The sequence below is a fragment of the Micromonospora sp. NPDC000442 genome (assembly GCF_042898635.1).
Taxonomy (GTDB): Bacteria; Actinomycetota; Actinomycetes; order Mycobacteriales; family Micromonosporaceae; genus Micromonospora.
In genome coordinates this window covers 350,477-375,246 of the sequence record NZ_JBIAYZ010000004.1, presented here as the reverse complement: position 1 = coordinate 375,246, position 24,770 = coordinate 350,477, and the positions used below count along the sequence as shown (strand labels likewise).

Here is a 24,770-nt window from a genome sequence, read left to right as displayed (position 1 = left end):
AGTGCCCTGCTGATCCTGTATTAGACAACGTTCGCACACAACACGACGGGGCACCCTCAGGTGGCATGGAGGATGATGTCCACCCCAGGACCACCCCCTCGCAAGGAGCCACCCGTGGGCGCAACCCCCAGCCCCGCCGCCGACCGCGCCCTCTCCCGGCCGCGTCGACGTCCCCTCGCCGCGCTGGCGGCGCTCGTCGCGCTCGTCGCCGTCGGCGCGGGCGCCCTGCTCGACCTGCGCCCTCCGGCGCCCCGGCCGGCCGACACGCCGACCGGCGAGTTCAGCGCCGGGCGCGCGTACCCGCACGTGACGCAGGTCGCCGGGCGGCCGCACGTCGCGGGCAGCCCGGCCAACGAGGAGGTCCGAGGCTACCTGGAAGGCGTGCTGCGTGACCTCGGGTTGGAGACGCAGGTGCAGGACACCGTCGCCGAGGAGGCCGGACAGCTCAGCGGCGCGGCGGGCGGCGCCACCCTGGCCCGGGTTCGCAACGTGGTGGCGCGACTGCCCGGCACCGACCCCACCGGGACGGTGTTCCTGGTCGCGCACTACGACGCGGTGCAGACCGGGCCGGGTGGCAACGACGACGCCGCGGGGGTCGCGACCATCCTGGAAGTGGCCCGTGCGCTGACCGACAGCTCGGCGCCCCGCAACGACGTCGTCTTCGTCCTCACCGACGCGGAGGAGGCATGCCTCTGCGGCGCCTCGGCGTTCGCCTCCGAGCATCCGCTCGCCGCCGGCAAGGGTGTGGTGCTCAACCTGGAGGCACGGGGCCGCACCGGGCCGGTCATCATGTTCGAGACCTCACCGGAGAACGCGCGCCTGGTCGAGGTCTTCGGCCGGGCCGCGCCGCACCCGGTGGGCACCTCGTTCGCGGTGGAGGTGTACCGCGCGCTGCCCAACGACACCGACTTCACCGCCTTCCTCGACGAGGGGCTCCTCGGGCTCAACTCGGCCTACCTGGACGGCGGTGCGACCTACCACACACCATTGGACACCCCGGCCTCGATGGACCGGGCCAGCCTCCAGCACCACGGTGACAACGCCCTGGGTCTCGTCCGGGAGTTCGGCCGGATCGACCTCGGTGACCTGCGGGCCGGTCACGACGCCACCTACTTCCCGGTGCCCGGCGGCCTCGCCCGCTACCCCGGCTGGCTGGTACTGCCGCTGGCGCTGCTGGCACTGAGCGGCGTGGTCGTGCTCGGCTGGCTGGCCCGGCGCCGGAATCGGGTCACGGCCGGTCGGCTGGCCGCCGGCTTCGGCCTGGCCCTGGTGCCGATCGTGGTGGCGCCGGTGGGTGCCCAACTCCTCTGGGCGGCGATCGCCGCTCTCCGGCCGGGCAACGCCGAACTGCTCGACCCGTACCGGCCGACCTGGTACCGGCTGGCCGTACTGTCGCTCGCCGCCGCCGTCGTGTTCGCCTGGTACGCGCTGAGCCGACGCCGGGTCGGGCCAGCCGCGCTGGCCATCGGTGGGCTCGGCTGGCTGGCGCTGCTCGGTGTGCTGCTCGCGTTCCTGGCACCCGGCGGGGCCTACCTGGCGACCCTGCCCGCCCTGGCCGGGGCGCTCGGTGGACTGGTGGCGCTGGCCACCCGCCTCGACGGCCCGGTACCGGTGATCGCGGTGACCGTCGCGGCCGCGATCGCGGTGATCCTGCTGCTCCCCACCGTGGTGCTGCTCTTCCCGGCGCTGGGCATGGCGATGGGCGGCGTCGCGGCGCTCTTCGCGGTGCTGCTCGGTCTCGCCGCGCTGCCCGTGATCGACCTGCTGCACCCGCAGGCCGGCGGTCAGCGGGGCATGCTGGCCCTGCGGGCCCGCCGACTCGGTGCCCTGCCGGCCGGGGCCGCCGCGCTGGCCGTGGTGGTCCTCGCCGGGACCGGCATCGCCGTCGACCGGTTCGACGCCGCGCACCCCGCGCCCACCCACCTGATGTACGCGCTGGACGCCGGCACCGGCCAGGCCCGCTGGCTCAGCCACGAGACCGAGCCGCAGCCCTGGACCGACGAGTACGTGGACGGCCCGGTCCAGGTCGCCGCCGAGTTCCCCGGGATCGGCGGCGACGAGTTGCTCGGCGGCCCGGCACAGCCCGCCGACCTACCCGCGCCCCGGCTGGACGTGCTGACGGACACCACCACCGCAGGTGAGCGTACGGTGACCCTACGACTCACCCCGCAACGTCAGGTGCGCCTGACCACCCTGCACGTCGACACGTCCACCGCGGAGGTGCGGCGGGCCGAAGTCGCCGGCCGCTCGGTCCCGGTCGAGGTCCGCGACGGCCGCTGGGGGTTCGGGGTGGTCTTCCACGCCCCACCGCCCGAGGGCATCGAGGTCACGCTCACCGTCGCACCGAAGGCGGACCGCATCGCGTTGCGCGCGATGGACGCCAGCGACGGCCTGGACGCCCTCCCCGGCTTCCGCCCCCGCCCCCCAAACGTCGGCGTCGCCGGCTCCCACACCTCCGAAATGCTCGCCGTAGCCCGCACCTACCCGCTCTAACCCCCACCCCACCCCCACCCCACCCCGCGATCTTGCACTTTTGGTCCCCGCAAATGCGGCGAAGCGGCCATAAGGCCGACCGAAAGTGCAAGATCGGCGAGGTGTGGGAGGGGTTACTTCCAGCGGAAGTGGACGAAGAGGCGGCCGAAGTTTTTGGAGTCCTTCTCGACCCGGTGGTAGAGCTGCTTGACGTCCTTCTGGTCGAGGAAGCGCAGCACGCGCTTCTTGAGCTGGCCGGAACCCTTGCCCGGGATGATCTCGACGAGGGTGGCCTTCTTGGCCACCGCCTCGTCCATGATCCCGCGCAGTGCCCGGTCGATGTCGTGGCCCTTGTTGAAGATGTCGTGCAGATCCAGCTTCAGCTTCATGCCACGTCCACCGCCCGGTCGGCTCTCATGCGGCCATCGTAGGCACGCCGGGCGCCGGCCTGGCCATCGTGGGCACGCCGGCTGCCGGGTCCCCGCAGACGTCGAGAGGGCAGCCCGGTCGGGCTGCCCTCTCGACGCGTGGGTCCGGGATCAGCGGCCGCCGACCCGGGTCTCGACCCGGCGCAGGGCCGCGGTGTAGTCGTCGTTGGACGAGTGCATGGCCGCCGCGATGCGCAGGTGACGCAGCGCGTCGGTGTACCGGTTGAGCCGTTCCAGCGTCCGGCCCAGCACGTGGTGGGCGTAGTGGTCGCTGGGGTTGCGGTCGACCAGTTCCCGCAGCTGCTCCTCGGCCCGGCTGAGCTGTGCCGACTGGAAGTAGGCCCGGGCCAGCAACTGTCGTACGGCGGCGTTGTCCGGCTCCGCCGCGATGATCGGTTCGAGCAGCCGGGCCGCGCCGCTGGGGTCGCCCGCCTCGAAGAACAGGGTCGCCCGCCGGTACTCGGCCAGAAGATCCATGCCGCCACCCCCTCCGTGTCGCACCACTGCTCCGACGCTGGCACAACACCGGCGGTACCGCGACTGTTCCCGGTCGCTTTCCCTACCTGAGAGACGGTCTTCAGACGGTGGCGAGGTCCCAGGCGCGGACGCCACCGACAATGCCGGCGCTGTTGGGGACCACCACGACGTCGTCACCCATCCGGGTGAGCTGCTCGGGCCGGATCCGCCGCGAGTTTCCTCCGCCCAGGTACAGCCGGTCCCATCGGAACACCGGGCGCAGCCCCTCCACCACCTGCCGGATCCGCCGGGACCAGAACGCGTCGCCCAGCCGGCGACGCTCGGGCTCACCGACGTACGTGTCGTAGGTGGTGCCCCAGCGCACCGGGGCGTGTGACAGTTCGAGGTGCGGGGCGAGCACCCCACCGTCGAAGAGGGCGCTGCCCAGCCCGGTGCCGAGGGTCAGCACCAGTTCGCAGCCGGTGCCGGCGACCACCCCGGCACCGTGCACCTCGGCGTCGTTGAGCACCAGCGCCGGCAGGCCGAACGCGGCCGAGAGCGCGCTGCGGGCGTCGAACCCGGACCACTCGGCGAGCAGCGCCGGGTCGACCCGGCTGCGTGGGCCCGAACGGGTCACGTAGTGCGGGGTGGCCACCACCACGCCGTGTCGGATCATGCCGGGCATCCCCACCGTCACCCGACCGGCCGCCGGCAACCGACCGCCGAGTTCCACGAGCGTCCGGACGAACAGCTCCGGCGGCAGGGGGTACGGCGTCGGCACCCGCATCGGCTGCGCCCGCATGGTGCCCGCGCCGTCGAGGACGGATGCCTTGATCCCGCCGCCCCCGCAGTCGATCGCCAGAGTGGTCAACACGCACGTGAGTCTGCCTCGTCCCGGGGGTTCACCGCGCGGCGACGGGTAGGCTCGGCTCCTTGTGAGCGCCACGCTGATCGCCAGGGACCTCGCCGCCGGGCACGGGGAACGAACCCTTTTCACCGGACTGGACCTCGTGGTCGCGCCGGGCGACGTGGTCGGCCTGGTCGGTGCGAACGGTGCCGGCAAGTCGACGCTGCTGCGTACGCTCGCCGGTCTGTTGCCGGTCGACGCCGGCAGCGTCTCGGTGAGCCCGCCCGGCGCGAGCGTCGGGCACCTACCGCAGGAGCCGGAGCGCCGCCCCGGGGAGACGGTTCGGGCGTTCCTGGCCCGCCGCACCGGTGTCACCGGTGCGCAGTCCGCCCTCGACGCGGCGACCGCCGCGCTCACCGCCGGCGCGCCGGGCGCGGACGACGCGTACGCCGTCGCACTGGAGAGCTGGCTCGGGCTCGGCGGTGCCGACCTGGACGAGCGGGCCGAGGAGGTGGCCGGCGAACTGGGCCTCGCCGTCGACCTCGACCAGGAGATGACCAGCCTCTCCGGCGGCCAGGCGGCCCGCGCCGGTCTGGCGTCGCTGCTGCTCAGCCGGTACGACATCTTCCTGCTCGACGAGCCGACGAACGATCTGGACCTGGCCGGGCTGGACCGGCTGGAGAACTTCGTCACCGGGCTGCGCGCCGGCACGGTGCTGGTCAGCCACGACCGCGAGTTCCTGGCCCGCACGGTGACCTCGGTGCTAGAGCTGGACCTGCACCAGCAGCAGGTGAACCACTTCGGCGGTGGCTACGCGGCGTACCTGGAGGAGCGGGAGGTGGCCCGCCGCCAGGCGCGCGCCGACTTCGAGGAGTACGCCGACACGCGGGCTGGGCTTCAGGCACGGGCGCGTACCCAGCGGGCCTGGATGGAGAAGGGGGTCCGCAACGCCCGGCGCAAGGCCACCGACAACGACAAGATCGGCCGCAAGTTCCGGTCCGAGGCGTCCGAGAAGCAGGCGGCGAAGGCCCGGCAGACCGAGCGTCTGATCGAACGCCTGGAGGTGGTGGAGGAGCCACGCAAGGAGTGGGAGCTGCGGATGGAGATCGCTGCCGCGCCCCGCGCCGGCGCCGTCGTGGCCACGCTCCGCGATGCCGTGGTACGCCGGGGCGACTTCACCCTCGGCCCGGTGAACCTTCAGATCGACTGGGCGGACCGGGTGGCGGTGACCGGGGCGAACGGTTCCGGCAAGTCGACCCTGCTGGCCGCCCTGCTCGGCCGCTTGCCGCTGGACGCCGGCCAGGCGGCGCTCGGGCCGGGCGTGGTGGTCGGCGAGGTGGACCAGGCCCGTGGACTGTTCCTCGGTGACGCGCCGTTGCTGGACGCGTTCCGGGCGGCGGTGCCGGACATGTCCCCGGCGGACGCGCGGACGCTGTTGGCCAAGTTCGGCCTGCGCGCGCAGCACGTGCTGCGACCGGCCGCGACGCTCTCCCCGGGCGAACGGACCCGGGCCGCGTTGGCCCTGTTGCAGGGGCGCGGCGTCAACCTGCTGGTGCTGGACGAGCCGACGAACCACCTCGATCTGCCGGCCATCGAGCAACTGGAGTCCGCACTGGCCAGTTTTCCGGGCACGCTGCTGCTGGTGACCCATGACCGACGGATGCTGGAGGCGGTACGTCTCGACCGGCGGTTGCGGGTGGACGCCGGGCGGATCACCGAGTTTTGATCCGGCGGGATCCGGACGACGGGGCGACAATGACCTCATGCTCAGGTGGGAGTACGCCCTGTTGGTGCGCCGCCGCCAGGCCGCCACCAACGACCTCGGCTTCGAGGTCATCTTCTCCTGGTACGGCCCCGACGGATCCATGATCGACGTCACGCCGTACGGCGACACCGCGCTGGCCCATCTCAACCGGGCCGGCGACCAGGGCTGGGAGCTGGTCGCGATGAGCGAGGACCCGTCCCTGCCGGGTAACAACGAGTTGCACCGCTATCACCTGAAGCGGCCCCGGACGGCGGCCGCACCGCGGCAGCGGATGCGTACGGGACGTCCCCGGCGGCCCATCGCGCGTTGACCCGGCACGAATTTCAGGGACAACCAGCGCATACCGGGCAGCTATCCGGGTAACGGGCCGGCCGGAGGTGGCCGGTATGGTCGCGTTGGCACACACTCCGTCCTCCGCCGAGCGACTGCGGGCGGTGGACGGGTTCCTCACCGAGGCGTGGCTGGACCAGGTCCGCCACGACGAGCGACTGCGCCCACTCGGTGTCGAGGTCCGCTTCGACCGGGGCGTCGCCCACCTGACCGGCGAGGTCGACGAGCCGGCGCAGCTGCGACTGGTACGCGAGCAGGTCGGCCGGTTGGCCGGCGTCTTCGGTGTCTGGTGCCGGGTGCGGGTCGGCGGACGCCACCCGGTGGTGGTCGACCTGGGTTGCGGCGCCACCAAGCAGTGGCCGGGCAATCTCGGGCTCGACATCTTCCCCGCCCCGGGGGTGGACGCAGTCGCCGACCTGTCCGGCTCCCTGCCGCTGGCCGACGACTCGGTCGACGTGCTGTTCGCGGTGCACATCCTGGAGCACCTGATGGACTTCCTGCCCCTGCTGGACGAGTGTCACCGGGTGCTCCGCCCCGGGGGCGTGCTGCACGTGATGAGCCCCTGGTGGGGGCATGTGAACGCGGTGGCCGACCCGACCCACGTGCGGCTGCTGGACGTGCAGACCATCAAGGGCATCTGCGTGATGCGACCCCCGGGGACCCCGCGCTGGTACCCCCTGCACGCCGGCAGCGACGGTGCGTCCATTTTCGCCGACCTCACTCCGCTGGGACCGGACGACGACGGCCCCTCCGCCACCCACCTGGCCCGCTTCTTCGACTAGGCGTCCCTGACCAGTGCCCTGACACCGCCGGTGTCCAGGGCATTCGTCTGTTTCGGCACAGGTCACCAATATTTCTCGCGGGTAACACCGGCAGGCCGCGCCATTGATCGAAACTGATCTAACCCCGGGTAACTTGCCGGTAACAGCTGGCTCCACCAGCCACCCCCGCGGAGGTATGACCGTGCCCAGACGTCTCGCCACCATCCTCGCCTCTGGCGTACTCGCGCTGCTCACCGCCCTCGCCGTGGCCTCCCCCGCCGCGGCGGCCGTCACTCCACAGCAGAAGCTGTCCGTCCTGTCCAGCTGGACCCAGACCAGCGCCAGCAGCTACAACGCCTGGTACTCCGCCCGCCAGAACCGCGCACCTTGGGCCGAGTACAACTTCGACTGGTCAACCGACTACTGCTCGTCGAGCCCGGACAATCCGCTCGGTTTCAAGTTCAGCCTCTCCTGTGCCCGGCACGACTTCGGCTACCGCAACTACAAGGCGGTCGGCCAGTTCAGTGCCAACAAGCCGCGCCTCGACAGCGCCTTCTACGAGGATCTGAAGCGGTCCTGCGCCACCTACAACTCCGTCGTCCGGCCAGCCTGCCTGAGCTTGGCGTGGACCTACTACCAGGCGGTCGCCATCTTCGGGTCGGTAGCCGCCGTCCAGCAGTCCGACATCGACCGGGCCGCCCGGATGAAGGCCGACGCCGAGCGCCGCGCTCGCGCCTGAACCATCGGTGACGGACGCCCGGCAGCAACCGCGGCCGGGCGTCCCGCCGATCAGAGACCGACGGTCGCTCAGGCGTGCTCGGTGTGCCGGTCGACGGTGCTGGGTTGAGGCGGAGCGGAGCGACCCGCCCCCGAGGCGAACCGCCCCGAATCGGCCGCCAGGTCGGGATGCTCGACGCCGAGCGCCAACGCGACCGCCTCGTCCAGCCCCAGTTCGGCACCCTCGCCGTACGCCTCGTCGAAGGGGGCGTCGCCCAGCACCCGCCGCAGCGCCGCCTGCCGCTCCGTCCAGTACGTCTCGAAGATGCCCGGTGTCGAGCGCAGGCCCGCCCGGGTCGCCTGGGCGGCACCGAAAAGCCGGGCCGCGGTCAGCGGCTGATCGCCGACCGCGCAGCGCACCGCGACCGCGTTCAACGTGTCGCAGGCCCGTCCGTGGAAGCCGTGATTCATCCGCGACCGGAGTGCCGCCAGCAGATGCTCATGCGCGGCCACCAGGTCTCCCCGAGCCAGCGCGACCATGCCGAGCAGCATGTCCACCGAGCGGCGCCCCCGATCGACCGGCCGGGACGCCTCCACCGGTCGGGCCGCGCCGAGCAGTTCCGCCGCCTCGTCCAGCGCGCCCCGCCGCCACAGCAACTCGGCCAGGCGGAACACGGCGAACAACGCCTCCGACTCGACCCCCTGATCCTGCGCCCAGTCGATGACCTCCCGGCAGACCCGCTCCGCCTCGGCGAACTGTCCCATGTCGACAAGTGGGGCGGCCCGACCGGCGAGCACCCGGGCCAGCAGACCGGCGTCCGCGGCCTGACGGGCCGCCGCCTCCGCCCGCTGCGAGAAACGCAGCTCCTCGCCGAACTCGCCGTCGCCGCCGGCGTGCAGCGAATGCATGTGGTACGCCGCCGCCAGCTCGTCCTCCGGGATCACCTCGCCGGTCTCGGCCAGCCGGCCGTACAACCGGAACAGCCAGAGCCGCCCTTCCCGGGCCAGTCCGCGCTCGCGCCACCACTGGTCCAGCCCGCCGGCCAGCCGCAGGCCGACCCGGGCGCTGCCACCCGTGGCACACCATCGCAGTGCGGCACGCAGCTCACCGGCGAGTGGATCCAGCGCGTACAGCGAGAGCGTCACCGGCTGCGCGTCCGGGCCGAGGTGTGCCCGCTCCAGGGCGTGCGCCGACCAGGCCACATGCCGGTCTCGGGCCGCCTGCTCCTCACCGGCCTCGGCGAGCCGGCGCGCCGCGTACGCCCGGATCGGGTCGAGCATCCGGTACGTGCAGCCGGCCGCGTGTGGCTCCGCCAGCACCATGGACTTGTCGACCAGCACCGACAGCGGGTCGAGCGGATCGTCGTCGAGCAGCCACTCCACCGTGGGCAGGTCGACCGGGCCGGCGAAGACCGCCAACCAGCGCAGCAGTCGGGCGGCCCGCGGCCCGAGCGTCCGGTAGGACCAGGTCACCGTCGCCTGCATGGTCAGGTGCCGTTCGACCGCTGAGCGGGCCGCCGCCCGGGTCACCGGGGCCGAAGGGTCGACACCGGTGGCCGCCGCGGCCAGGTCGACCGTGTCCCGCTGGTTGCCGGTGTTACCCCGATCGGCTGGTGGCGGCAGCGGATCCTCGCGGCCGGCGTCAAGCGTGCCGAGCACGTCGTCGAGACGCTCGGCGAGCTGACCGACCGAGAGCACCCGCAGCCGGGCCGCAGCCAGCTCGATGGCGAGCGGCAACCCGTCCAGTCGCCGCACCACCCGCCGTACGTCGGCCGACTCGGACGGGTCGGGCTGCCGCCCGCCGCGGGCCGCCGCCGTACGGTCCAACAGCAGCGCCACCGCGTCGCTCTCGGTGCCGTCCGGCGCCGGATCGACGGACAGCGGCGGAATCCGCCACACCACCTCGCCGGGCAATCCCAGCGGTTCCCGGGTCGTCGCCAGCACCCGCACCCCACCGCCGCCCGACAGCAGCCGGGACACCGCCTCGGCGCAGGACGCCGGCTGGGCGTCGCAGGTGTCGAGCACGATCAGCATCCGGCGGGGAGCCGCGTACTCCACAAGCGTGTCGACCATCGGGCGGCCCGGCTCCGGACGCAGCCCGAGTACGGCGGCGACCGCGAATGCGACCAGCCCGGGGTCGGTGACCGCGGCGATGTCGACGAACCAGACCCCGTCCGGGTACTCGTCCACCAGGTCGGTGGCAAACTCCACGGCCAGCCGCGTCTTGCCGCTGCCGCCCGCGCCCAGCACGGTGACCAGCCGGTGCCGGGCGACGAGTCGCCTCAGCTCGGCGCGTTCGGTCTGCCGACCGACGAACGTGGTGACCTGGATCGGCAGGTTGTGCGCCACCGCGTCGGCGGTACGCGGTCGTGGAAACTGCCGCTCCAGGCCGGGTGCGACGAGCTGGAAGAGCCGTTCCCGGTCGTCGAAGCCACGCAGCCGGTGCAGCCCGAGGTCGAGCAGGGAGGCGCCGGCCGGCAGTGGACGGGCCCGCCGCGCCGTGGCACCGGAGCAGAGGATCTGCCCGCCGTGCGCCGCGGCGGCGACGCGGGCCGCCCGGTGCACCTCGGGACTGGCGTACTCGCCGTCGCGTGGCTCCGCCCAACCGGTGTGCAGTCCCATCCGGACCCGGGGGGCCGCCTCGGGCGTCGGCCAGTCGTGCTCACCGAGCGCCCGCTGCGCGGTCAGACAGGCGGTCAACGCCGCTCCGGCGTCGTCGAAGGCCAGAAAGAACGAGTCGCCCTCGGTCAGCAGCTCCGCGCCCTCGGTCGCCGCGATCGTCCGCCGCAGCAGCCGTCGATGCTCGGCCAGCACCGGTCGGTAGCCCGACCCGAGCAGTTGCGCCAACCGGGTGGAGCCCTCGATGTCGGTGAAAACGAAGGTCACCCAGCCGGTCGGGAGGTGGATCCGTGGCGGCATGCGTGGAACCTCCCCCCCTGGTCTCGGCACCATACTTCCCGAGACCAGATCATCACGCATCGTGAGAACGGCCGGCCGAGACTCCGACCCAAGGTGCCATCGGACCCGGCGTCCGGGCAAGGGCGGCATCACCCGTACCACCCATTCACGAACGTTGCCGGCGCGGTCAGCAGCCGCAGCCGCCACCACAGCAACCGCCACCGGCCGGGGCGGACGAGGCACCGGACCCGCCACCACCGCGACCGGTGACCGCGACCGTGGAAAGCAGTTTCACCGTGTCGGCGTGCCCCTGCGGGCAGGGCGCCGGCTCACCGGCCCGCGCCATCGGACGGTTGACCTCGAAGGTGGCGCCGCAGGCGCGGCAACGAAACTCGTACCAGGGCATGACATCAGCCTACGACCGGACCTGACGTCGGCGGGGACATGGGTGATACTCAACGGGTGGCAGACGGCGAAGAGCGCACCACCCTTCGGCCCCTCCGACCGGCCACGCCGCGCGCCGACTCCGGCGCCGGCCTGGACGGGCCGGCGACCAGGCTGCCCCGACCCCGCCGGCCCTGGCTGAGTTCCGGCAAGCCGGCCGACGACGCGGCGGCCGGCACCGCGCCCGCCGGCACCCCAGCCGCCGGCACCGCGCCCGACACCACTGCGGCGGACGGCCCGAAGAGCGGCGCCACGACCGGGCCGGATGAGGTCTCCGACGCCGGATCGAAGCCGAAGACCACTGTCGAGGGGTCCACTCCGGAGTCCGGTGCACCGGTAGCCCGGCGTCGCCGGGTGCGCTTCGGGCACGCCGCACGCCTGCCGGGGCCTCGCGCCGCGGCCCGGGCGACCCGCGACTGGTCGCGCCGACCCAGTGGTCGGCTGACCCTGCCCGGCGTGTTTCTGCTCGCTCTGGTCGCCGCGACCGCCACGGCCGGCGCGCTGCTGGTGCCCGCCACCCTCGGTGCCCCGCGCCCGGTGGCGGCCGACGCCACCGCCGACGTGCCCGACGCGCTGCCCAGCGACCTGCCGCCGTCCGGTGCGGTACCGCCACCAGGGCAGTTCCCGCCTCCCACCGCGACCCTTCCGCCGGGCGTGGCCCCGCCGGGCACCGCCGGGCCGGCCGGTGGACGCCCGTCCGACGCCCTGGCCGGCTGGGCCCGCGACACGGGTGCCAAGGTCGGCATCGACCCGATCGCCATGCAGGCGTACGGCTACGCCGAGCTGGTGCTTGCCGAAACCGATCGCGCCTGCGGTCTGAGTTGGACCACGTTGGCCGCGATCGGTCTGGTCGAGTCCCGGCACGGCCAGGCCAACAACGCCCAGCTCGGCGCGGACGGCCGGGCGGTCCCGGAAATCATCGGTCTGCCGCTGGACGGTCAGGGCAACCGGATGCGGATCGCCGACACCGACCGGGGCGAGTTGGACCGCGACACCACCTACGACCGGGCGATCGGGCCGATGCAGTTCATTCCGACCACCTGGGAGGAGATCGGCGCGGACGCGGACAACGACGGTCGCAAGGACCCGCACAACATCCACGACGCCGCGCTCGCCGCCGGCATGTACCTGTGCAAGGGCGGCCGCAACCTCACCATTCCGGGTGACTGGTGGAACGCGATCCTGTCGTACAACGATGTCCGAAGGTACGCCCAGGACGTCTTCGACGCCGCCAACCGGTACGGACAGGCCAGTCGCACGTGAAGTGATCGTCCGCATACATTGGAGAACTGGACACTTCCCCCCGGCTGCGGTTAACGGCAAGCTAGACAGGTGATGGTGCGCGAGTGGGACCCCAGGACCGCGTCGTCCGCCGAGATCGCGTCGCTGCTGGACACGCTGAACGCGGTTCTGGCGGTCGATCTCCCGCAGGATCCGCCGTGGCGGGAGAGTTCCCTGCGGGAGTACCTCGCCGAGGTGATGCCGGGCGAACGGCGGATCTCCTGGATCGCCCAGGAGGATCCGGATGCCGACGGCACCCCGGGGGCGATCCTCGGTCAGGTGCATGTGCTGCTGCTCGGCAACATCGGCGTGCTTGAGGTCCTGGTTCACCCGACCGTACGGCGCAGTGGCCTGGGCCGTGATCTCGTCCTGCGCGCGGCCCGCCGCGTCTACCAGGAGGGCTTCGAGTCGATCGGGGTGGAGGTGGTCGGCGACACTCCTGCCGTGGCCTTCTACGAATCGCTCGGCTTCGGCCGGGAGTACGTCGAGACCCGCAGCGTCCTAGACCTCTCCGGCGTCGACTGGGCCGAGTTGGCGGAGATGTCCATCGGGCTCGGTGCGGGCTACCGCGTCGAATTCCACCCCGGCGGCCCGCCGGACGAGCTGATCGAGGCGTACGCGCGGGCCAAGGCCGAGATCCGGGACATCGAGGACGGCGAGCTACGACCCAGTTCGTATGATCCGCAGCGGCTCCGGGACAGCCTCGACTGCCTGCACCGACGGGGCATGAAGCCGTACATCGTGCTCGCTCTGCACGAGCAGACCGGCGAGGTGGCCGGTCTGACCGAGGTGGTCGTGCCGGCTCAGCACCCGACCCGCGCCGACCAGTACGACACGATCGTGGTGCAGGATCACCGGGGCTACGGCATCGACCGGGCGATCAAGGCTCGGATGCTGTTGGAGCTGCGCTCGGCCGAGCCGCAGCTGACCGAGGTGCAAACCTGGAACGCGCAGGCAAACGAGGCCATGCTCAAGGTCAACGCCGAGTTGGGCTACCGCACCGACCGGGACTGGTGCGAATACAGCATCGACGTCGCCGAGCTGGTCCACCGCCTCGACGCGACCCGCTGACCGGTCGGCTCCCCGGCCGTCAGTTCTGGTACCAGGTACGCGGGTCAGGCAGCGGCGGCACGTTTCGGTACCTGGCCACCCGCACCTCCCACTGACTGCGGCGCCGCCGCGCCTCCCGGTCGGCCCGGGAACGATGGTAGGTCTCCGGCGGTCGAGCCAGCCCATAGATGTCCGCCCACCATTCGCCGGGTTCGGGGTCGAGAATGGTGTTCAGGTGCGCCGGGTAGCGACGCTCCGCGCCGTCCCGGGTGTCGTCCCAGACCTCCATCGGCAGCACGACCCGCCCCTCCTGGTCGACGACCACGAGGTAGAGCCCGGCCGCACCCAGCAGCCGCTCCAGCACGGCCAGGCTCGGGGTCAGGCTGCCGGCCTCGACGCGCGCGACGGTCGACGGAGCGACCTTGGCGAAGCGGGCCATCCGCAGCTGACTGAGCCCGACGATCCGTCGGGCGCGTCGCACCAGACCGGCGATTGGAAACGGCCCCACCGTGGGACCAAGGTCCGGCGGCTCGAAGATACTGGACATGCACCAGACCTTGCCGCTGCCGAGACCAGCGCGGCAACCCCTGTGGAAAAGCCTGTGGATAACCCGCCCTCGCCGCACAGCCCGCGCCACCCCCGCAGCCGTCGGCTCGGCCGGGAGCGGCTCTCCCGGCGACGCTGGGGCACGGAGGCGACGATCGGCCCGCTACCATCAGCAACGATCACTTGGAGTGACGGCGGCGGCCGTTTTCTAGACCCCAACCAATAACACCTACGCGCCCTTTGCTCTGCTTCAATCCACGCAAAGGGCTGTGACCAGCGATGACTCAGGGCGCGGCGAGGCCGCCATCGCACTCTACAACTACTCTCCGCGAGCTGTGCGTGGGTTGAAGCAGAGCAAAGGATGTGCGGGGTAGGTCGGCGGGAGGAACAGAAGGTACTCAGGGTGACGGCTAGTCGGGCGCGCTCCGACCGGCTGTCGCCGGGCGCGCTCGGACGAAGCCGGGCGTGCGGTGCGGGCGGCCGGTCAGTAGCGCTGGCGGAGCAGTTGGGCAGCCTCGACGGCCCAGTAGGTGAGGATGATCTGGGCACCGGCGCGGCGGATCGAGGTGAGGGTTTCCAGCATCACCCGCTCCCGGTCGATCCAGCCGTTCGCGGCAGCCGCCTCGACCATCGCGTACTCGCCGGAGACCTGGTAGGCCGCCACGGCGACGTCAACGGCGGCGCGGACCGCCGCCACCACGTCGAGGTACGGCAGCGCCGGCTTGACCATCACCAGGTCGGCACCCTCGGCGACGTCCAGCGCGACCTCGCGCAGCGACTCGCGCAGGTTCGCCGGATCCTGCTGGTAGGTCCGCCGGTCCCCCTCCAGCGCCGATTCCACCGCGTCGCGGAAGGGGCCGTAGAAGGCCGAGGCGTACTTCACGGCGTACGCGAGCACGGCCACATCGGTGTGACCGGCCGCGTCGAGCGCCCGGCGTACCACCCCGACCTGGCCGTCCATCATCCCGGACGGCCCGACCACCCCGACCCCGGCGGCGGCCTGGGCCACCGCCATCTCGGCGTAGGCGGCGAGGGTGGCGTCGTTGTCGACCTCACCGGACGGGGTGAGCAGCCCGCAGTGCCCGTGCGAGGTGAACTCGTCCAGGCAGAGATCGCTCATCACCACCGTGGCGTCGCCCACCTCGGCCACCACGTCACGGATCGCGACGTTGAGGATGCCGTCCGGGTCGATGCCGCCGGAGCCGCGTTCGTCGCGCGACGCCGGCACTCCGAACAGCATGATCCCGCCGACGCCGGCCTGCACCGCCTCCACCGCCGCCTTGCGCAGCGAGTCGCGCGAGTGCTGGAGCACACCCGGCAGCGAAGCGATGGCGCGCGGCTCGGTCAGCCCCTCCTTGACGAACATCGGCACGACCAGCTCGGCCGGGTCGACGCGGGTCTCGGAGACCAGCCGACGCATCGCCGCGGTGCGGCGCAGTCGGCGGGGCCGAATCTCTGGGTACGGCACGAACCCTCCCTGACGACCAGCCGGAGCCGAGACGGCTACCGGAACCTCAGCGCGGTCGGCCCCTGCACCTTCGAACCGCGACGCTGCTTCGCCGGCATCGCGGCGAGCTTCTCCCGCAGCTCGACGGCGTAGCCGGCGAGCGCCTCCACCAGATCGGGCACCGACGCGTGCGGAGGCTGCACGTCGACCCGCAGGCCGAACTCCGTCGCGGTCTCCGCCGTCTTGGGCCCGATGACAGCGACAACGGTACGCGTGTGCGGCTTGCCGGCGATGCCGACCAGGTTCCGGACCGTGGAGGACGAGGTGAACAGCACCGCGTCGAACCCACCCGACTTGATCGCGTCCCGGATCTCGGCGGGCGGCGGAGCGGCCCGGACCGTCCGGTACGCGGTCACGTCGTCGACCTCCCAGCCGCGCTCGGTGAGCCCGGCGGCGAGCGTCTCGGTGGCGATGTCGGCACGCGGCAGCAGCACCCGGCCGACCGGATCGAGCACCTCGTCGTGCGGCGAGAACTCGGCCAGCAGCCCCTCGGAGGACTGCTCACCGGAGGGGATCAGCTCCGGCTGGATGCCGAAGGCACGGACGGCGTCGGCGGTGGCCTCGCCGATACAGGCGATCTTGACGCCGCCGAAGTGCCGGGCGTCCAGGCCGTGCTCGGCGAACTTCTCCCAGACCGCCCGCACCGCGTTGACCGACGTGAAGATCACCCAGGCGTACCTGCCGTCGACCAGGCCCTTGACCGCCCGCTCCATCTGCGCGGGGGTACGCGGCGGCTCGACCGCGATGGTCGGCACCTCGCAGGGAATCGCCCCGTACGCACGCAGCCGGGCGCTCATCGCGCCGGCCTGCTCCTTGGTGCGGGGCACCAGCACCTTCCAGCCGTACAGCGGGCGGTTCTCCCACCAGCTGAGCTTGTCCCGCTGGCCCACACCGTCGCCGACGGTCAGCACGACCCGACCGGTGAAGCCGAGTGCCGCCGCGACGAAGGAGTCCACGGTTGACGTGGTGGTGTACTGCGTCTCCCCGGTGCCGTCCCCGGTCACCCCGACGTCGGTGCCGCCGTCCACCCCGGCGGCGAGCAGCCCGTCACGGATCGCGGCCAGATCGCCGGCGTCGACCGCCAACGCCAGCGAGCCGCGCTGCACGGCCGCGGCCAGCGCGTCGAAGTCCAGGGCACTGACGTCCTCGACGTCGGCGGCGGTGCGTACGCCCGGCAGCGGCACACCCGCATAGGTGGCCACCCCCTCGGCCTGACCGACCCCGGGAACCACCTCGAAGTGCGCGGCGGTACGCGCCACCGCCTGCACCTCCTTGACCACCGAGTCGTGGCCGAACGGGTCGCCGGCCACCAGGTGCACCGCGTTCTGCCCGGAGCGGGCCGCCGAGATCAGGATCTTGGCCACGTCGCCCGGCGCGCCCTCGGCCGGGGTGAACTGGGCGTCGGAGCTGGCCTCGGCCCGGACGACGTCGAGCAGCGACTCGGGGACTCCCCGGTCGTACACCACCTGGTCGGCGTCGACCAGGGCGTCGTGCGCCCGGCGGGTCAGCAGGCCCGGGTCGCCGGGTCCTGCCCCGACGAACGCGATACGGCCTACGGGCTTACGGGTGCGGGTCATTCTGTGCTCCCAAATTGCTGGGTCCCCGGGCCGTCGTGTCCTTGCGGGCCGAGGATCGAGTCGGCGCCGAGGTCGAGGAGTTCGGCGGCGAGTGCCTTACCGATCTCCGCCGCATCGGCGGGCGTACCGGTGCGGGACAGCCGGACCTCATGGGTGCCGTCCGGGCTGATCACCGCCCCGCGCAGGTAGATCTCATCGCCGTTCTCGCCTTCCGCGAGTTCGGCGTGGGCGGCGACCGGAGCGGAGCATCCGGCCTCCAGGGTGGCCAGCATCGCCCGTTCCGCGGTGACCGCGGCGCGGGACGGCGCATGGTCGAGCAGGGCGAGCAGTTCGACCAGATCCGGGTCGTCGACCCGGCACTCGACCGCCAGGGCACCCTGGGCGGGTGCCGGCAGCATCAGCATCGGGTCGAGCGTCTCGGTGATGACGTCGCTCCGGTCGATGCGGGCCAGGCCCGCTCGGGCCAGGACGACGGCGTCCAGGTCGGCCTCCGGGCCCAGCACCCGGGCCAGCCGGGTGTCGATGTTGCCCCGGATCGGGGTGACCGACAGTGGCATGCCCAGCGCGTGCAGCTGGGCGATCCGGCGCAGCGCGCCGGTGCCGACGACCGCGCCGGGACGGAGTTCGGCGAGAGTCCTGCCGTCGCGGGCAATCAGCGCGTCGCGCGGATCCTGGCGTGCCGGCACCGCGGCGATGTGCAGCCCCGCCGCGGTCGCGGTGGGCAGGTCCTTGTACGAGTGGACCGCGAAGTCGATCGTCCCGGCGACCAGTGCGTCACGCAGCGCGGAGACGAACACGCCGACCCCGAGCCGGTGCACCGGCGCGCTGGACCGGTCACCGGCGGTCACCACCTCGATCAGTTCGACGGGGCGTCCGGTACGGGCCGTCAGCGCCTTGGCAACGTGCCCCGACTGGGCCATCGCCAGCTTGCTGCCCCGGGTACCGAGGCGCAGCGGGGCCTCGTTCATCGCTCGCCTCCGGTGGGTGGGGTGATGTCTGGCACGGTGTCCACCGGCGAGGTCTGCGGGACCTGGAGATCGAACAGTTCCCGCAGCAGGGCCGTGTACTGGTCACCGCCCGGTTCGGCGGCGAGCTGACGGACCCGGACGGTCGGCTGGTGCAGTAGCCGTTGGACCACTCGGTGCACGGTACGGGCCACCTCGGCGCGCTGGTCGTCGCTGAGGTCGGGACGGCGTTGCGCAAGCCGGCGCAGCTCGGCGGTGACCACGTCGTCGGCCCGGCCGCGCAGCGCGGCGACGGTCGGTGCCACGTCGGCACCACGCAGCCAGCTGAGGAAGGACTCGACCTCGCCGGCCACGATCCGCTCGACTGCGGCGGCGTCCGCGGCGACCGGACCGTCGGCGAGCAGCGCGGCCATCCGATCGATGTCGATCACCTCGACGTCGGGCAGCTCGGCGACGCCGGGGCCGACGTCTCGCGGTACCGCGAGGTCGAGCAGGACCAGCGGGCCACGTCCGGCGGCGCGGTCGGCAGCCGCAGCGGCGACCACCTCGCGGGTGAGGACCGGCTCGGGGGAGGCGGTGGCGGCCACCACGATGTCCACCGTGCAGAGCGTGTCGGCCAGCTCGGCCATCGGTCGCGCACCGGCACCGTACGACTCGGCCAACCGGACGGCGCGGTCGGTGCTCCGGTTCGTCACGGTCAGCGGCCCGGCGCCGAGCCGGGACAGCGTCGCCACGCCCAGCGAGCCCATCGCCCCGGCACCGACGATCAGCGCGGGACGGCCGGTGAGGTCGTCGTCGAGGTGACCGGCGGCGAGCCCCAGTGCGGCGGTGACCACGCTCTGGCCGGCGCGGTCGATGCCGGTCTCCGAGTGGGCCCGCTTACCGACCCGCAGCGCCTGCTGCATCAGCTCGTGCAGCAGCCGCCCGGCGGTGTCGGCTGCACTGGCCCAGTGGTAGGCGTCACGGAGCTGCCCGAGGATCTGCGCCTCGCCGATCACCATCGAGTCCAGGCCTGCGGCGACCCGGAAGACGTGATCCACCGCGGCCGCGTCGTAGTGCACGTAGAGATGGTTCGCCAGCGCGGCCGGCTGACAGCCCGCCTGCTCGGCGAGGACGGCGCAGATGTCGCCGAGGCCGCCGTGGAAGCCGGACACCGCCGCGTAGACCTCCACCCGGTTGCAGGTGGAGACGAGGACGGCCTCACTCACGTACGGCTGCGCGACCAGGCGCCCCAGGGTGCGGTCAAGCCCGCTGGGTGACACCGCGAGTCGTTCCAGGGTGGCGACCGGTGCGGTGCGGTAGGACGCGCCCACGACGAGGAGTTTCACGTGCCGATCGCCTCCTGGCTCTCGGTGACCGCGAGACCACCGGGCAGGGCGGTGAGGGCGGACCCACCGGCGGCGGGAAGCGCGGTCAGGGATGCCTTGCGGTGCTCGTGGAACGACAGGATCTGCAACTCGATGGCCAGGTCGACCTTTCGCACGTCGACCCCTTCGGGGACCGAGAGTACGCACGGTGCGAAGTTCAGGATGCTCGTCACACCGACCGCGACCAACTGATCCGCCACCCGTTGTGCGGCGGTGGCCGGGGTGGCGATGACACCGATCGCGATGGATTCCTCGGCGGCCACCCGGGGCAGTTCGTCGATGTGCTGTACGACCAGGCCGTTGATCTCCTCGCCGACCCGCTCCTGGTCGGCGTCGAAGAGGGCGGCGATCCGGAACCCGCGGCTGGCGAAGCCGTCGTAGCCGGCCAGGGCGTGACCTAGGTTACCCACCCCGACCAGGGCGACGGCCCGGCGCTGGGTGAGCCCGAGCACGTACTCGATCTGGTCGATCAGCAGCCCGACGTCGTAGCCGACGCCCCGGGTGCCGTACGAGCCGAGCTGGGAAAGGTCCTTGCGGAGCTTGGCCGAGTTCACCCCGGCGGCGTTTGCCAATCCCTCACTGGAAACCGTCTCGTGACCGGTTTCGGCGAGGTTGTGCAGGGCACGGAGATATTCGGGGAGCCGGGCCACCGTCGCCTCCGGCAGATCCGGGAGCGCCGGTACGGCACCTGCGCGACCGGGCGCGCCAGGGTGACGGTGCTGACTCATGAGACTCCGTGCGGTGCGATCCTCGACCAGCTCCACCGGCCGGCCGTTTCGGGACTCCCGCTGGCGACCGATGTTGCCGGCTGTGCTAGCAGGGCGCGTCGGAACTACAGAGTAGGCGCTTGTGAAGACGTGCACAAATCGCGATCTTGCTGGCACGGCCCGCGCCCCCACCGGCCCCTCCATCCCACAAGATCGATCACCACCTCGCCATAAGCACCCGCACGATTATCCCCCAATCCCGACTTCCCTGACCAATCACACGCAGCCCTCGGCTCCCATTCCAATTGGCCGATCATGAAGTTATCGCCCCGACACGCCGATTTTGCGCGCAACAACTTCATGATCAGCGCGGTGGGACGGGGGGATTGGTGGCGAGGGTCACGGCCTCGGTGAGGGTGTCGGCGACGGGGTGGCCGGCGGCGAGCAGTCGGGAGCGGTCGGTGAAACCGCCGGTGTAGAGGACGGCGCGGGCACCTACGGAAAGCGCCGCGTCGGCGTCGTCAAGCGAGTCGCCGATCAGCACCACCGACCGGCCATCGACACCCAGGGCGTCGAGATGCCGCGCCAGTGACTCTGCCTTGCGGTCGCCGCCCACCTGCGCCCGCAGCCCGTCGACCCGGGCGAACCGGCCGGTCAGACCGTACGTCTCGACGGTGGGTACCAACTCGTCGTGAAACCACATCGACAACAGGGACTGGCTGCCCGGCCAGGCCGCCATCGCGTCCACGGCGTCGTGCGCCAGCTCACAGGTGGTCAGACCCACCCGGTACGCGTCGTGGAAGATCTTGTCCAGCCGACCGAAGGCGTCGTCGTCCACCGCCCGGCCGAGGACCTCCGCGTAGTAGTCGGCGATCGGCCGGCGGAACCGGACCCGGTGCTCGTCCGGGCTGACGCTCGGCCCGCCCTCGCTGGCGAACACCGCGTTGGTGCAGGCCACCACGAGGCTGAGGTCGTTGAGCAGGGTGCCGTTCCAGTCCCACACCAGATGAGGGCTCGCAGGGGTCATCGCCGCACCCTATCCGGCCGCACGCTGGTGCGAGGGCCTCAGAGCTGCGGGGTGGTCAGGTCGCGCAGCAGCCGTTCCTCCTCGACCCGCCAGTAGCCGTGCTCCCTGCCGTCGAGCAGCACCACCGGCAGCCGGTCGCCGTACTCACGTTCCAGCTCCACGTCACCGCTGACGTCCCGTTCGGTCCACCGGTCGCCGGTGACCGCGACCACCCGGTCGAGCGCCGCCTTGGCGTCCTCGCAGAGGTGACAGCCGGGGCGGGTGATCAGCGTCAGGCGGGGTTCACGCATCGGTCTCCTCCGTCGTACCGAGCAGGGTCTTGCGTACCTTCCCGATCACCGAGCGCGGTAGCACGTCGACGAACTCGACCTCGGTCGGGCACTTGAATCTGGCCAGATTACGCGTGCAGTGGGCGATCAGCTCGGTACCGGCCACCGCGGCCTGCGGTACCGGCACCACGTACGCCCGGACAGTCTCCCCGGTCCTCGGGTGCGGCACGCCCACTACGGCGGACTCCGCCACCGCCGGATGCGCCGACAACACCAGCTCCACCTCGTGGGGGTACACGTTGAAACCGTTGACCAGGATCAGCTCACCGACCCGGTCGACCAGGAAGAGATCGCCATCGGCATCGGCGTACGCGATGTCGCCGGTCGCCCACCAGCCGTCGGCGTCCGGTCCGCCCGCGCCGTCCGGCCAGTACCCGGAGAACAGATTGGCGCCGCGGACCACGAGTTGACCCGGATCGGTGCCCGCGGCCGGGTCGGTGAGGTCCATCTCGTCCGGGTCGTCGTCGGGCGCGGCGACCCCGTCGCGCCACAGCTCCGTACCGTCCGCCCCGATCAGCCGCACCTGCACGCCGGGCAGTGGTCGGCCGATCGATCCGGGCCTGGGTTCGCCGCCTACCAGGGTCGAGGTGAGCACCGGCGCGGTCTCGGTCAGGCCGTACCCAACGTGCACCGGGCGACCGGCGGCCTCGGTGAAGCGCGCCGCGTCGGCCGGCTCCAGCGGCGCCGCGCCGCTGACCACGATCCGCACCGCGGCCATCGCCGCGGCGAGGCTGTCGGCGTCCGCCCGGGACCAGGTCTGCACCATCGACGGTACGCCCACCAGCACGCTCACCCGGTGCCGGGCGATCTCGGCGAGCGCCGCCTCGGAGCCCGGATCGTCGACGAGCACTCCGGTCGCACCGTGGTGGATCACCGCGCCCAGCCCGGCGTTCAGCCCGTAGGCGTGGAACAGCGGCAGGGCCAGCAGCACCGTGTCGTCCGGCCCGACCACCGGTGGCTCGATCCGGCCGACCTGTTCGTGGTTGGCCGCCAACGCCCCGTGCGAGAGCATGGCGCCCTTCGGCCAGCCCGAGGTGCCCGAGGTGTAGAGCAGCACCGCCAGGTCGTCGGCACCCCGGACCGGGAACCTCTGGTCGCCACCGGCCGTCGGCGCGCTGGTGTGCACCGCCACCAGCGCGGGCAGGTTCAGCTCCCCGACCAGAGCCCGGATCCGCTCGGTAGCGATCAGCACCGAAGCTCCCGAGTCCGCCAGGACGTGCTGTAGCTCGCGCGCGGTCAGGCCGGGATTCACCGGTACCGCCGTCATGCCGGCCCGCAGCGCACCGAGCAGGCTGATCACGAAATCCGGCACGTTGGGCAGCGCCACGGCGACCCGCGCGCCCGGCCGGGTCGCGTCGACCCCCGGCAGCGCGTCGGCCAGTGCCCGGGCCGCACCGCTCACCGCCTCGTCCAGTTCGGACCAGGTGATCGTCCGATCCTGCCAGTGCAGTGCGGGCTTGCCGGCCTGCAACTCCGCCGCCCGGCGGAGACGGTCGGCGAGGTTGGGACCGGAAACTGAGTCAGGATCCTGCACGGTGGCTGAGTCTGGCACAGCCCGATCCGCACGGCCACGCCCGCGAGACACCGGCCGCCGCCACTCGCCGCACCGGGATGAACGCGCCAACCGTCCACCAGGGCACGTCGAGTCCCGTACACGGAACCCGACCACGTCACCGACGGTGCGGTACAGCCGGGACGGCAACGCACCGCAGGTGTCCCGGTCCGGTTCCGGCACTGCCCTGCACCGGTCCGGGGCGCCCACCATCGATTCGGCCCCTCACCAGGACGAACATGGACTCCACTGGGGATCAGCCGGACCGCCAGTTGTCAACCACACCCGACGGACAACCGGTCCGCCAGGTCGGCGACACGTCGGGAAATACTTCGGCCCTGTGTAACGGACTTGCCACGCGCGGGTGACGTTGGCCCTATCATCACTCGGGTCGGCTCACCCCATTTGCCGTGAGTCGACACCCCTCAGCCCGAGGAGGCCCCCGTGCCGTTGAGCGCATTGGACCAGCACCTCAAGGGGATCTGCCGCCCGCCGGCACACCCCGGAGCCACCCTGCCCGACGGGGCAACGACCGGTCGGCCGGTCGTCGCCAGCCCGGCGGCCACCGGCGGAACGGAGGCGGCGCGATGACCACCTTCGGTTTCGCCGAGCGTCCGGTCGGCCTGACCAATCCGGCCGCCCGCACTCCGATGAACGAACGCGGCGGCGCGCACGGCGCACCCGACGCGTCGGCCAACCTCACCGTCCGGGGCGACGGCACCGCGCGTCGGGTGGGCAGCCGGCCCCATCAGAACGAACCGCCACATCGACCACCCGTACCCGGGGGGAACGCCAAAGCCGCCGGCGGGCGGGTCGCCTCCCCGAACCGCCCGACGATGCCGGCCCAGGCTCGGCGCAGTGGGGACGCACCGGTCACCGAGGTGTCCACCACCGAGACGGCGGTCCTTCCGGCGGTGCCGGAGACGACCGGCACCTCGACCGGATTCCCGAGCCGCCCGGATCCGTCCGACCCGGCGACCGAGGTCTGGGCCCTCGTCGAACGTGCCCAGGCGGGTGAGTCCGAGGCGTTCGGGCTGATCTACGACCGTTACGTGGACACCGTGTTCCGTTTCGTCTACTTCCGGGTCGGCAATCGACAACTCGCCGAGGACCTCACCTCGGACACCTTCCTGCGCGCCCTCAAGCGGATCGGTAGCTTCACCTGGCAGGGCCGCGACCTCGGGGCCTGGCTGGTCACCATCGCGCGCAACCTGGTCGCCGACCACTTCAAGTCCGGCCGGTACCGGCTGGAGGTGACCACCGGCGATGTCCTCGACGCCGATCGGGAGGATCGAGGACCGGAGGGCAGCCCGGAGGCGGCGGTGGTAGAGCACATCACAAACGTCGCCCTGCTCAGCGCGGTGAAACGCCTCAACCCCGAGCAGCAGGAGTGCATCGTGCTTCGCTTTCTCCAGGGCTTCTCGGTGGCCGAGACCGCCCGGGCGATGGGCAAGAACGAGGGCGCGATCAAGGCATTGCAGTACCGAGCGGTCCGGGCCCTGGCCCGGCTGCTCCCGGACGGCTTCCAGCCGTGATCTCCCCGTACCGCGACGATGGCCGCCCAGCCCCGCCCGCTCCGGGCTCCCATGACCTGACAGCGATCACTTTGCGTAATTTCGGCACCGGCCGGGCCGTAACCCGCCCCCGGCACGGCGCGTTTCTCCGGGTGCGACCGGTGACAGGTCGGGAACCCACGGGGTCCTCCGGATGATCTGCGACGGAGCCGACGACGGCCCTTCGCCGT

Annotated in this window: 23 protein-coding genes; 9 read left to right on the top strand and 14 right to left on the bottom strand. The window is 72.1% G+C overall.

The window, feature by feature from the left end; genetic code table 11:
- Positions 1-114 precede the first annotated feature (114 nt).
- Entirely contained in the window at positions 115-2,493 is a 2,379-nt protein-coding gene (locus ACFY2A_RS08795; RefSeq protein ID WP_387169979.1) for a M28 family peptidase, read from the top strand.
- Positions 2,494-2,606: 113 nt separating this feature from the next.
- Here the strand turns inward: ACFY2A_RS08795 and ACFY2A_RS08790 are convergent, their stop codons facing one another.
- The 3 genes from ACFY2A_RS08790 to ACFY2A_RS08780 all read right to left on the bottom strand — a co-directional run bounded on the left by ACFY2A_RS08790 (position 2,607) and on the right by ACFY2A_RS08780 (position 4,230).
- Positions 2,607-2,861 (bottom strand): Smr/MutS family protein, encoded by a 255-nt coding sequence (locus ACFY2A_RS08790; protein WP_013736060.1) that lies wholly within the window; start codon positions 2,859-2,861, stop codon positions 2,607-2,609.
- A gap of 150 nt (positions 2,862-3,011) precedes the next feature.
- Positions 3,012-3,377 (bottom strand): tetratricopeptide repeat protein, encoded by a 366-nt coding sequence (locus tag ACFY2A_RS08785; protein WP_363918291.1) that lies wholly within the window; start codon positions 3,375-3,377, stop codon positions 3,012-3,014.
- Positions 3,378-3,477: 100 nt separating this feature from the next.
- Entirely contained in the window at positions 3,478-4,230 is a 753-nt protein-coding gene (locus ACFY2A_RS08780) for an ROK family protein (RefSeq protein WP_387169977.1), read from the bottom strand.
- Between the two features lie 61 nt (positions 4,231-4,291).
- On the opposite strand from ACFY2A_RS08780, the gene ACFY2A_RS08775 reads away from it, so the two are divergent.
- From ACFY2A_RS08775 to ACFY2A_RS08760, 4 genes are all read left to right on the top strand, one after another.
- Positions 4,292-5,929, top strand: coding sequence for an ABC-F family ATP-binding cassette domain-containing protein (locus ACFY2A_RS08775; RefSeq protein WP_387169975.1), 1,638 nt, complete (start codon positions 4,292-4,294; stop codon positions 5,927-5,929).
- 37 nt (positions 5,930-5,966) lie between these two features.
- Positions 5,967-6,278, top strand: coding sequence for a hypothetical protein (locus ACFY2A_RS08770; RefSeq protein ID WP_093403497.1), 312 nt, complete (start codon positions 5,967-5,969; stop codon positions 6,276-6,278).
- Positions 6,279-6,354: 76 nt separating this feature from the next.
- Positions 6,355-7,080, top strand: a complete 726-nt coding sequence (locus tag ACFY2A_RS08765) for a methyltransferase domain-containing protein (RefSeq protein ID WP_387169972.1) — start codon at positions 6,355-6,357, stop codon at positions 7,078-7,080.
- Between the two features lie 181 nt (positions 7,081-7,261).
- Entirely contained in the window at positions 7,262-7,798 is a 537-nt protein-coding gene (locus ACFY2A_RS08760; protein ID WP_387169970.1) for a phospholipase, read from the top strand.
- 68 nt (positions 7,799-7,866) lie between these two features.
- Here ACFY2A_RS08760 and ACFY2A_RS08755 read toward each other — a convergent pair whose 3' ends face one another.
- Both ACFY2A_RS08755 and ACFY2A_RS08750 read right to left on the bottom strand, forming a co-directional pair.
- Positions 7,867-10,695 (bottom strand): adenylate/guanylate cyclase domain-containing protein, encoded by a 2,829-nt coding sequence (locus ACFY2A_RS08755; RefSeq protein WP_363918281.1) that lies wholly within the window; start codon positions 10,693-10,695, stop codon positions 7,867-7,869.
- Positions 10,696-10,861: 166 nt separating this feature from the next.
- Positions 10,862-11,080 (bottom strand): zinc ribbon domain-containing protein, encoded by a 219-nt coding sequence (locus ACFY2A_RS08750; protein WP_387169968.1) that lies wholly within the window; start codon positions 11,078-11,080, stop codon positions 10,862-10,864.
- A gap of 56 nt (positions 11,081-11,136) precedes the next feature.
- Between ACFY2A_RS08750 and ACFY2A_RS08745 the strand changes: the two genes are divergently transcribed.
- Together ACFY2A_RS08745 and ACFY2A_RS08740 are read left to right on the top strand one after the other, a co-directional pair.
- Positions 11,137-12,381 carry a lytic murein transglycosylase gene (locus ACFY2A_RS08745; protein WP_387169966.1) on the top strand — a complete coding sequence of 415 codons (1,245 nt, stop codon included), beginning with the start codon at positions 11,137-11,139 and terminating at the stop codon, positions 12,379-12,381.
- 72 nt (positions 12,382-12,453) lie between these two features.
- Positions 12,454-13,470, top strand: a complete 1,017-nt coding sequence (locus tag ACFY2A_RS08740; protein ID WP_387170127.1) for a GNAT family N-acetyltransferase — start codon at positions 12,454-12,456, stop codon at positions 13,468-13,470.
- Positions 13,471-13,489: 19 nt separating this feature from the next.
- Here the strand turns inward: ACFY2A_RS08740 and ACFY2A_RS08735 are convergent, their stop codons facing one another.
- From ACFY2A_RS08735 to ACFY2A_RS08695, 9 genes are all read right to left on the bottom strand, one after another.
- Complete coding sequence (locus tag ACFY2A_RS08735) at positions 13,490-13,996, bottom strand: multiprotein-bridging factor 1 family protein (RefSeq protein WP_387169964.1); 507 nt, start codon at positions 13,994-13,996, stop codon at positions 13,490-13,492.
- Between the two features lie 483 nt (positions 13,997-14,479).
- Positions 14,480-15,463, bottom strand: coding sequence for a porphobilinogen synthase (gene hemB, locus ACFY2A_RS08730; RefSeq protein WP_387169962.1), 984 nt, complete (start codon positions 15,461-15,463; stop codon positions 14,480-14,482).
- A 35-nt stretch (positions 15,464-15,498) separates the two neighbouring features.
- Positions 15,499-17,079 carry a uroporphyrinogen-III synthase gene (locus ACFY2A_RS08725; RefSeq protein ID WP_387169960.1) on the bottom strand — a complete coding sequence of 527 codons (1,581 nt, stop codon included), beginning with the start codon at positions 17,077-17,079 and terminating at the stop codon, positions 15,499-15,501.
- Entirely contained in the window at positions 17,076-18,047 is a 972-nt protein-coding gene (gene hemC, locus ACFY2A_RS08720; protein ID WP_363918273.1) for a hydroxymethylbilane synthase, read from the bottom strand. The genes ACFY2A_RS08725 and hemC overlap by 4 nt, the downstream gene beginning before the upstream one ends.
- Positions 18,044-19,372: a glutamyl-tRNA reductase gene (locus ACFY2A_RS08715; RefSeq protein WP_387169957.1), complete on the bottom strand. Its 1,329-nt coding sequence runs from the start codon at positions 19,370-19,372 to the stop codon at positions 18,044-18,046. Before ACFY2A_RS08715 ends, hemC begins: the two co-directional genes overlap by 4 nt.
- A complete protein-coding gene (locus tag ACFY2A_RS08710; RefSeq protein WP_093403720.1) occupies positions 19,369-20,139 on the bottom strand; it encodes a redox-sensing transcriptional repressor Rex in 771 nt (256 codons plus the stop codon). Before ACFY2A_RS08710 ends, ACFY2A_RS08715 begins: the two co-directional genes overlap by 4 nt.
- Positions 20,140-20,482: 343 nt before the next feature.
- Positions 20,483-21,145 carry an HAD hydrolase-like protein gene (locus ACFY2A_RS08705; RefSeq protein ID WP_363918269.1) on the bottom strand — a complete coding sequence of 221 codons (663 nt, stop codon included), beginning with the start codon at positions 21,143-21,145 and terminating at the stop codon, positions 20,483-20,485.
- Positions 21,146-21,183: 38 nt separating this feature from the next.
- On the bottom strand, positions 21,184-21,435 hold the full coding sequence (locus tag ACFY2A_RS08700; protein WP_093403479.1) for a glutaredoxin family protein: 252 nt from the start codon (positions 21,433-21,435) through the stop codon (positions 21,184-21,186).
- Positions 21,428-23,008: an AMP-binding protein gene (locus tag ACFY2A_RS08695; protein ID WP_387169954.1), complete on the bottom strand. Its 1,581-nt coding sequence runs from the start codon at positions 23,006-23,008 to the stop codon at positions 21,428-21,430. Before ACFY2A_RS08695 ends, ACFY2A_RS08700 begins: the two co-directional genes overlap by 8 nt.
- Positions 23,009-23,470: 462 nt before the next feature.
- On the opposite strand from ACFY2A_RS08695, the gene ACFY2A_RS08690 reads away from it, so the two are divergent.
- Both ACFY2A_RS08690 and ACFY2A_RS08685 read left to right on the top strand, forming a co-directional pair.
- The gene (locus tag ACFY2A_RS08690) at positions 23,471-23,617 is read left to right on the top strand and encodes a hypothetical protein (protein WP_363918265.1); all 147 of its coding nucleotides are present in this window, start codon (positions 23,471-23,473) and stop codon (positions 23,615-23,617) included.
- Positions 23,614-24,561 carry an ECF subfamily RNA polymerase sigma factor, BldN family gene (locus ACFY2A_RS08685; RefSeq protein ID WP_387169952.1) on the top strand — a complete coding sequence of 316 codons (948 nt, stop codon included), beginning with the start codon at positions 23,614-23,616 and terminating at the stop codon, positions 24,559-24,561. The genes ACFY2A_RS08690 and ACFY2A_RS08685 overlap by 4 nt, the downstream gene beginning before the upstream one ends.
- Positions 24,562-24,770: the final 209 nt, after the last annotated feature.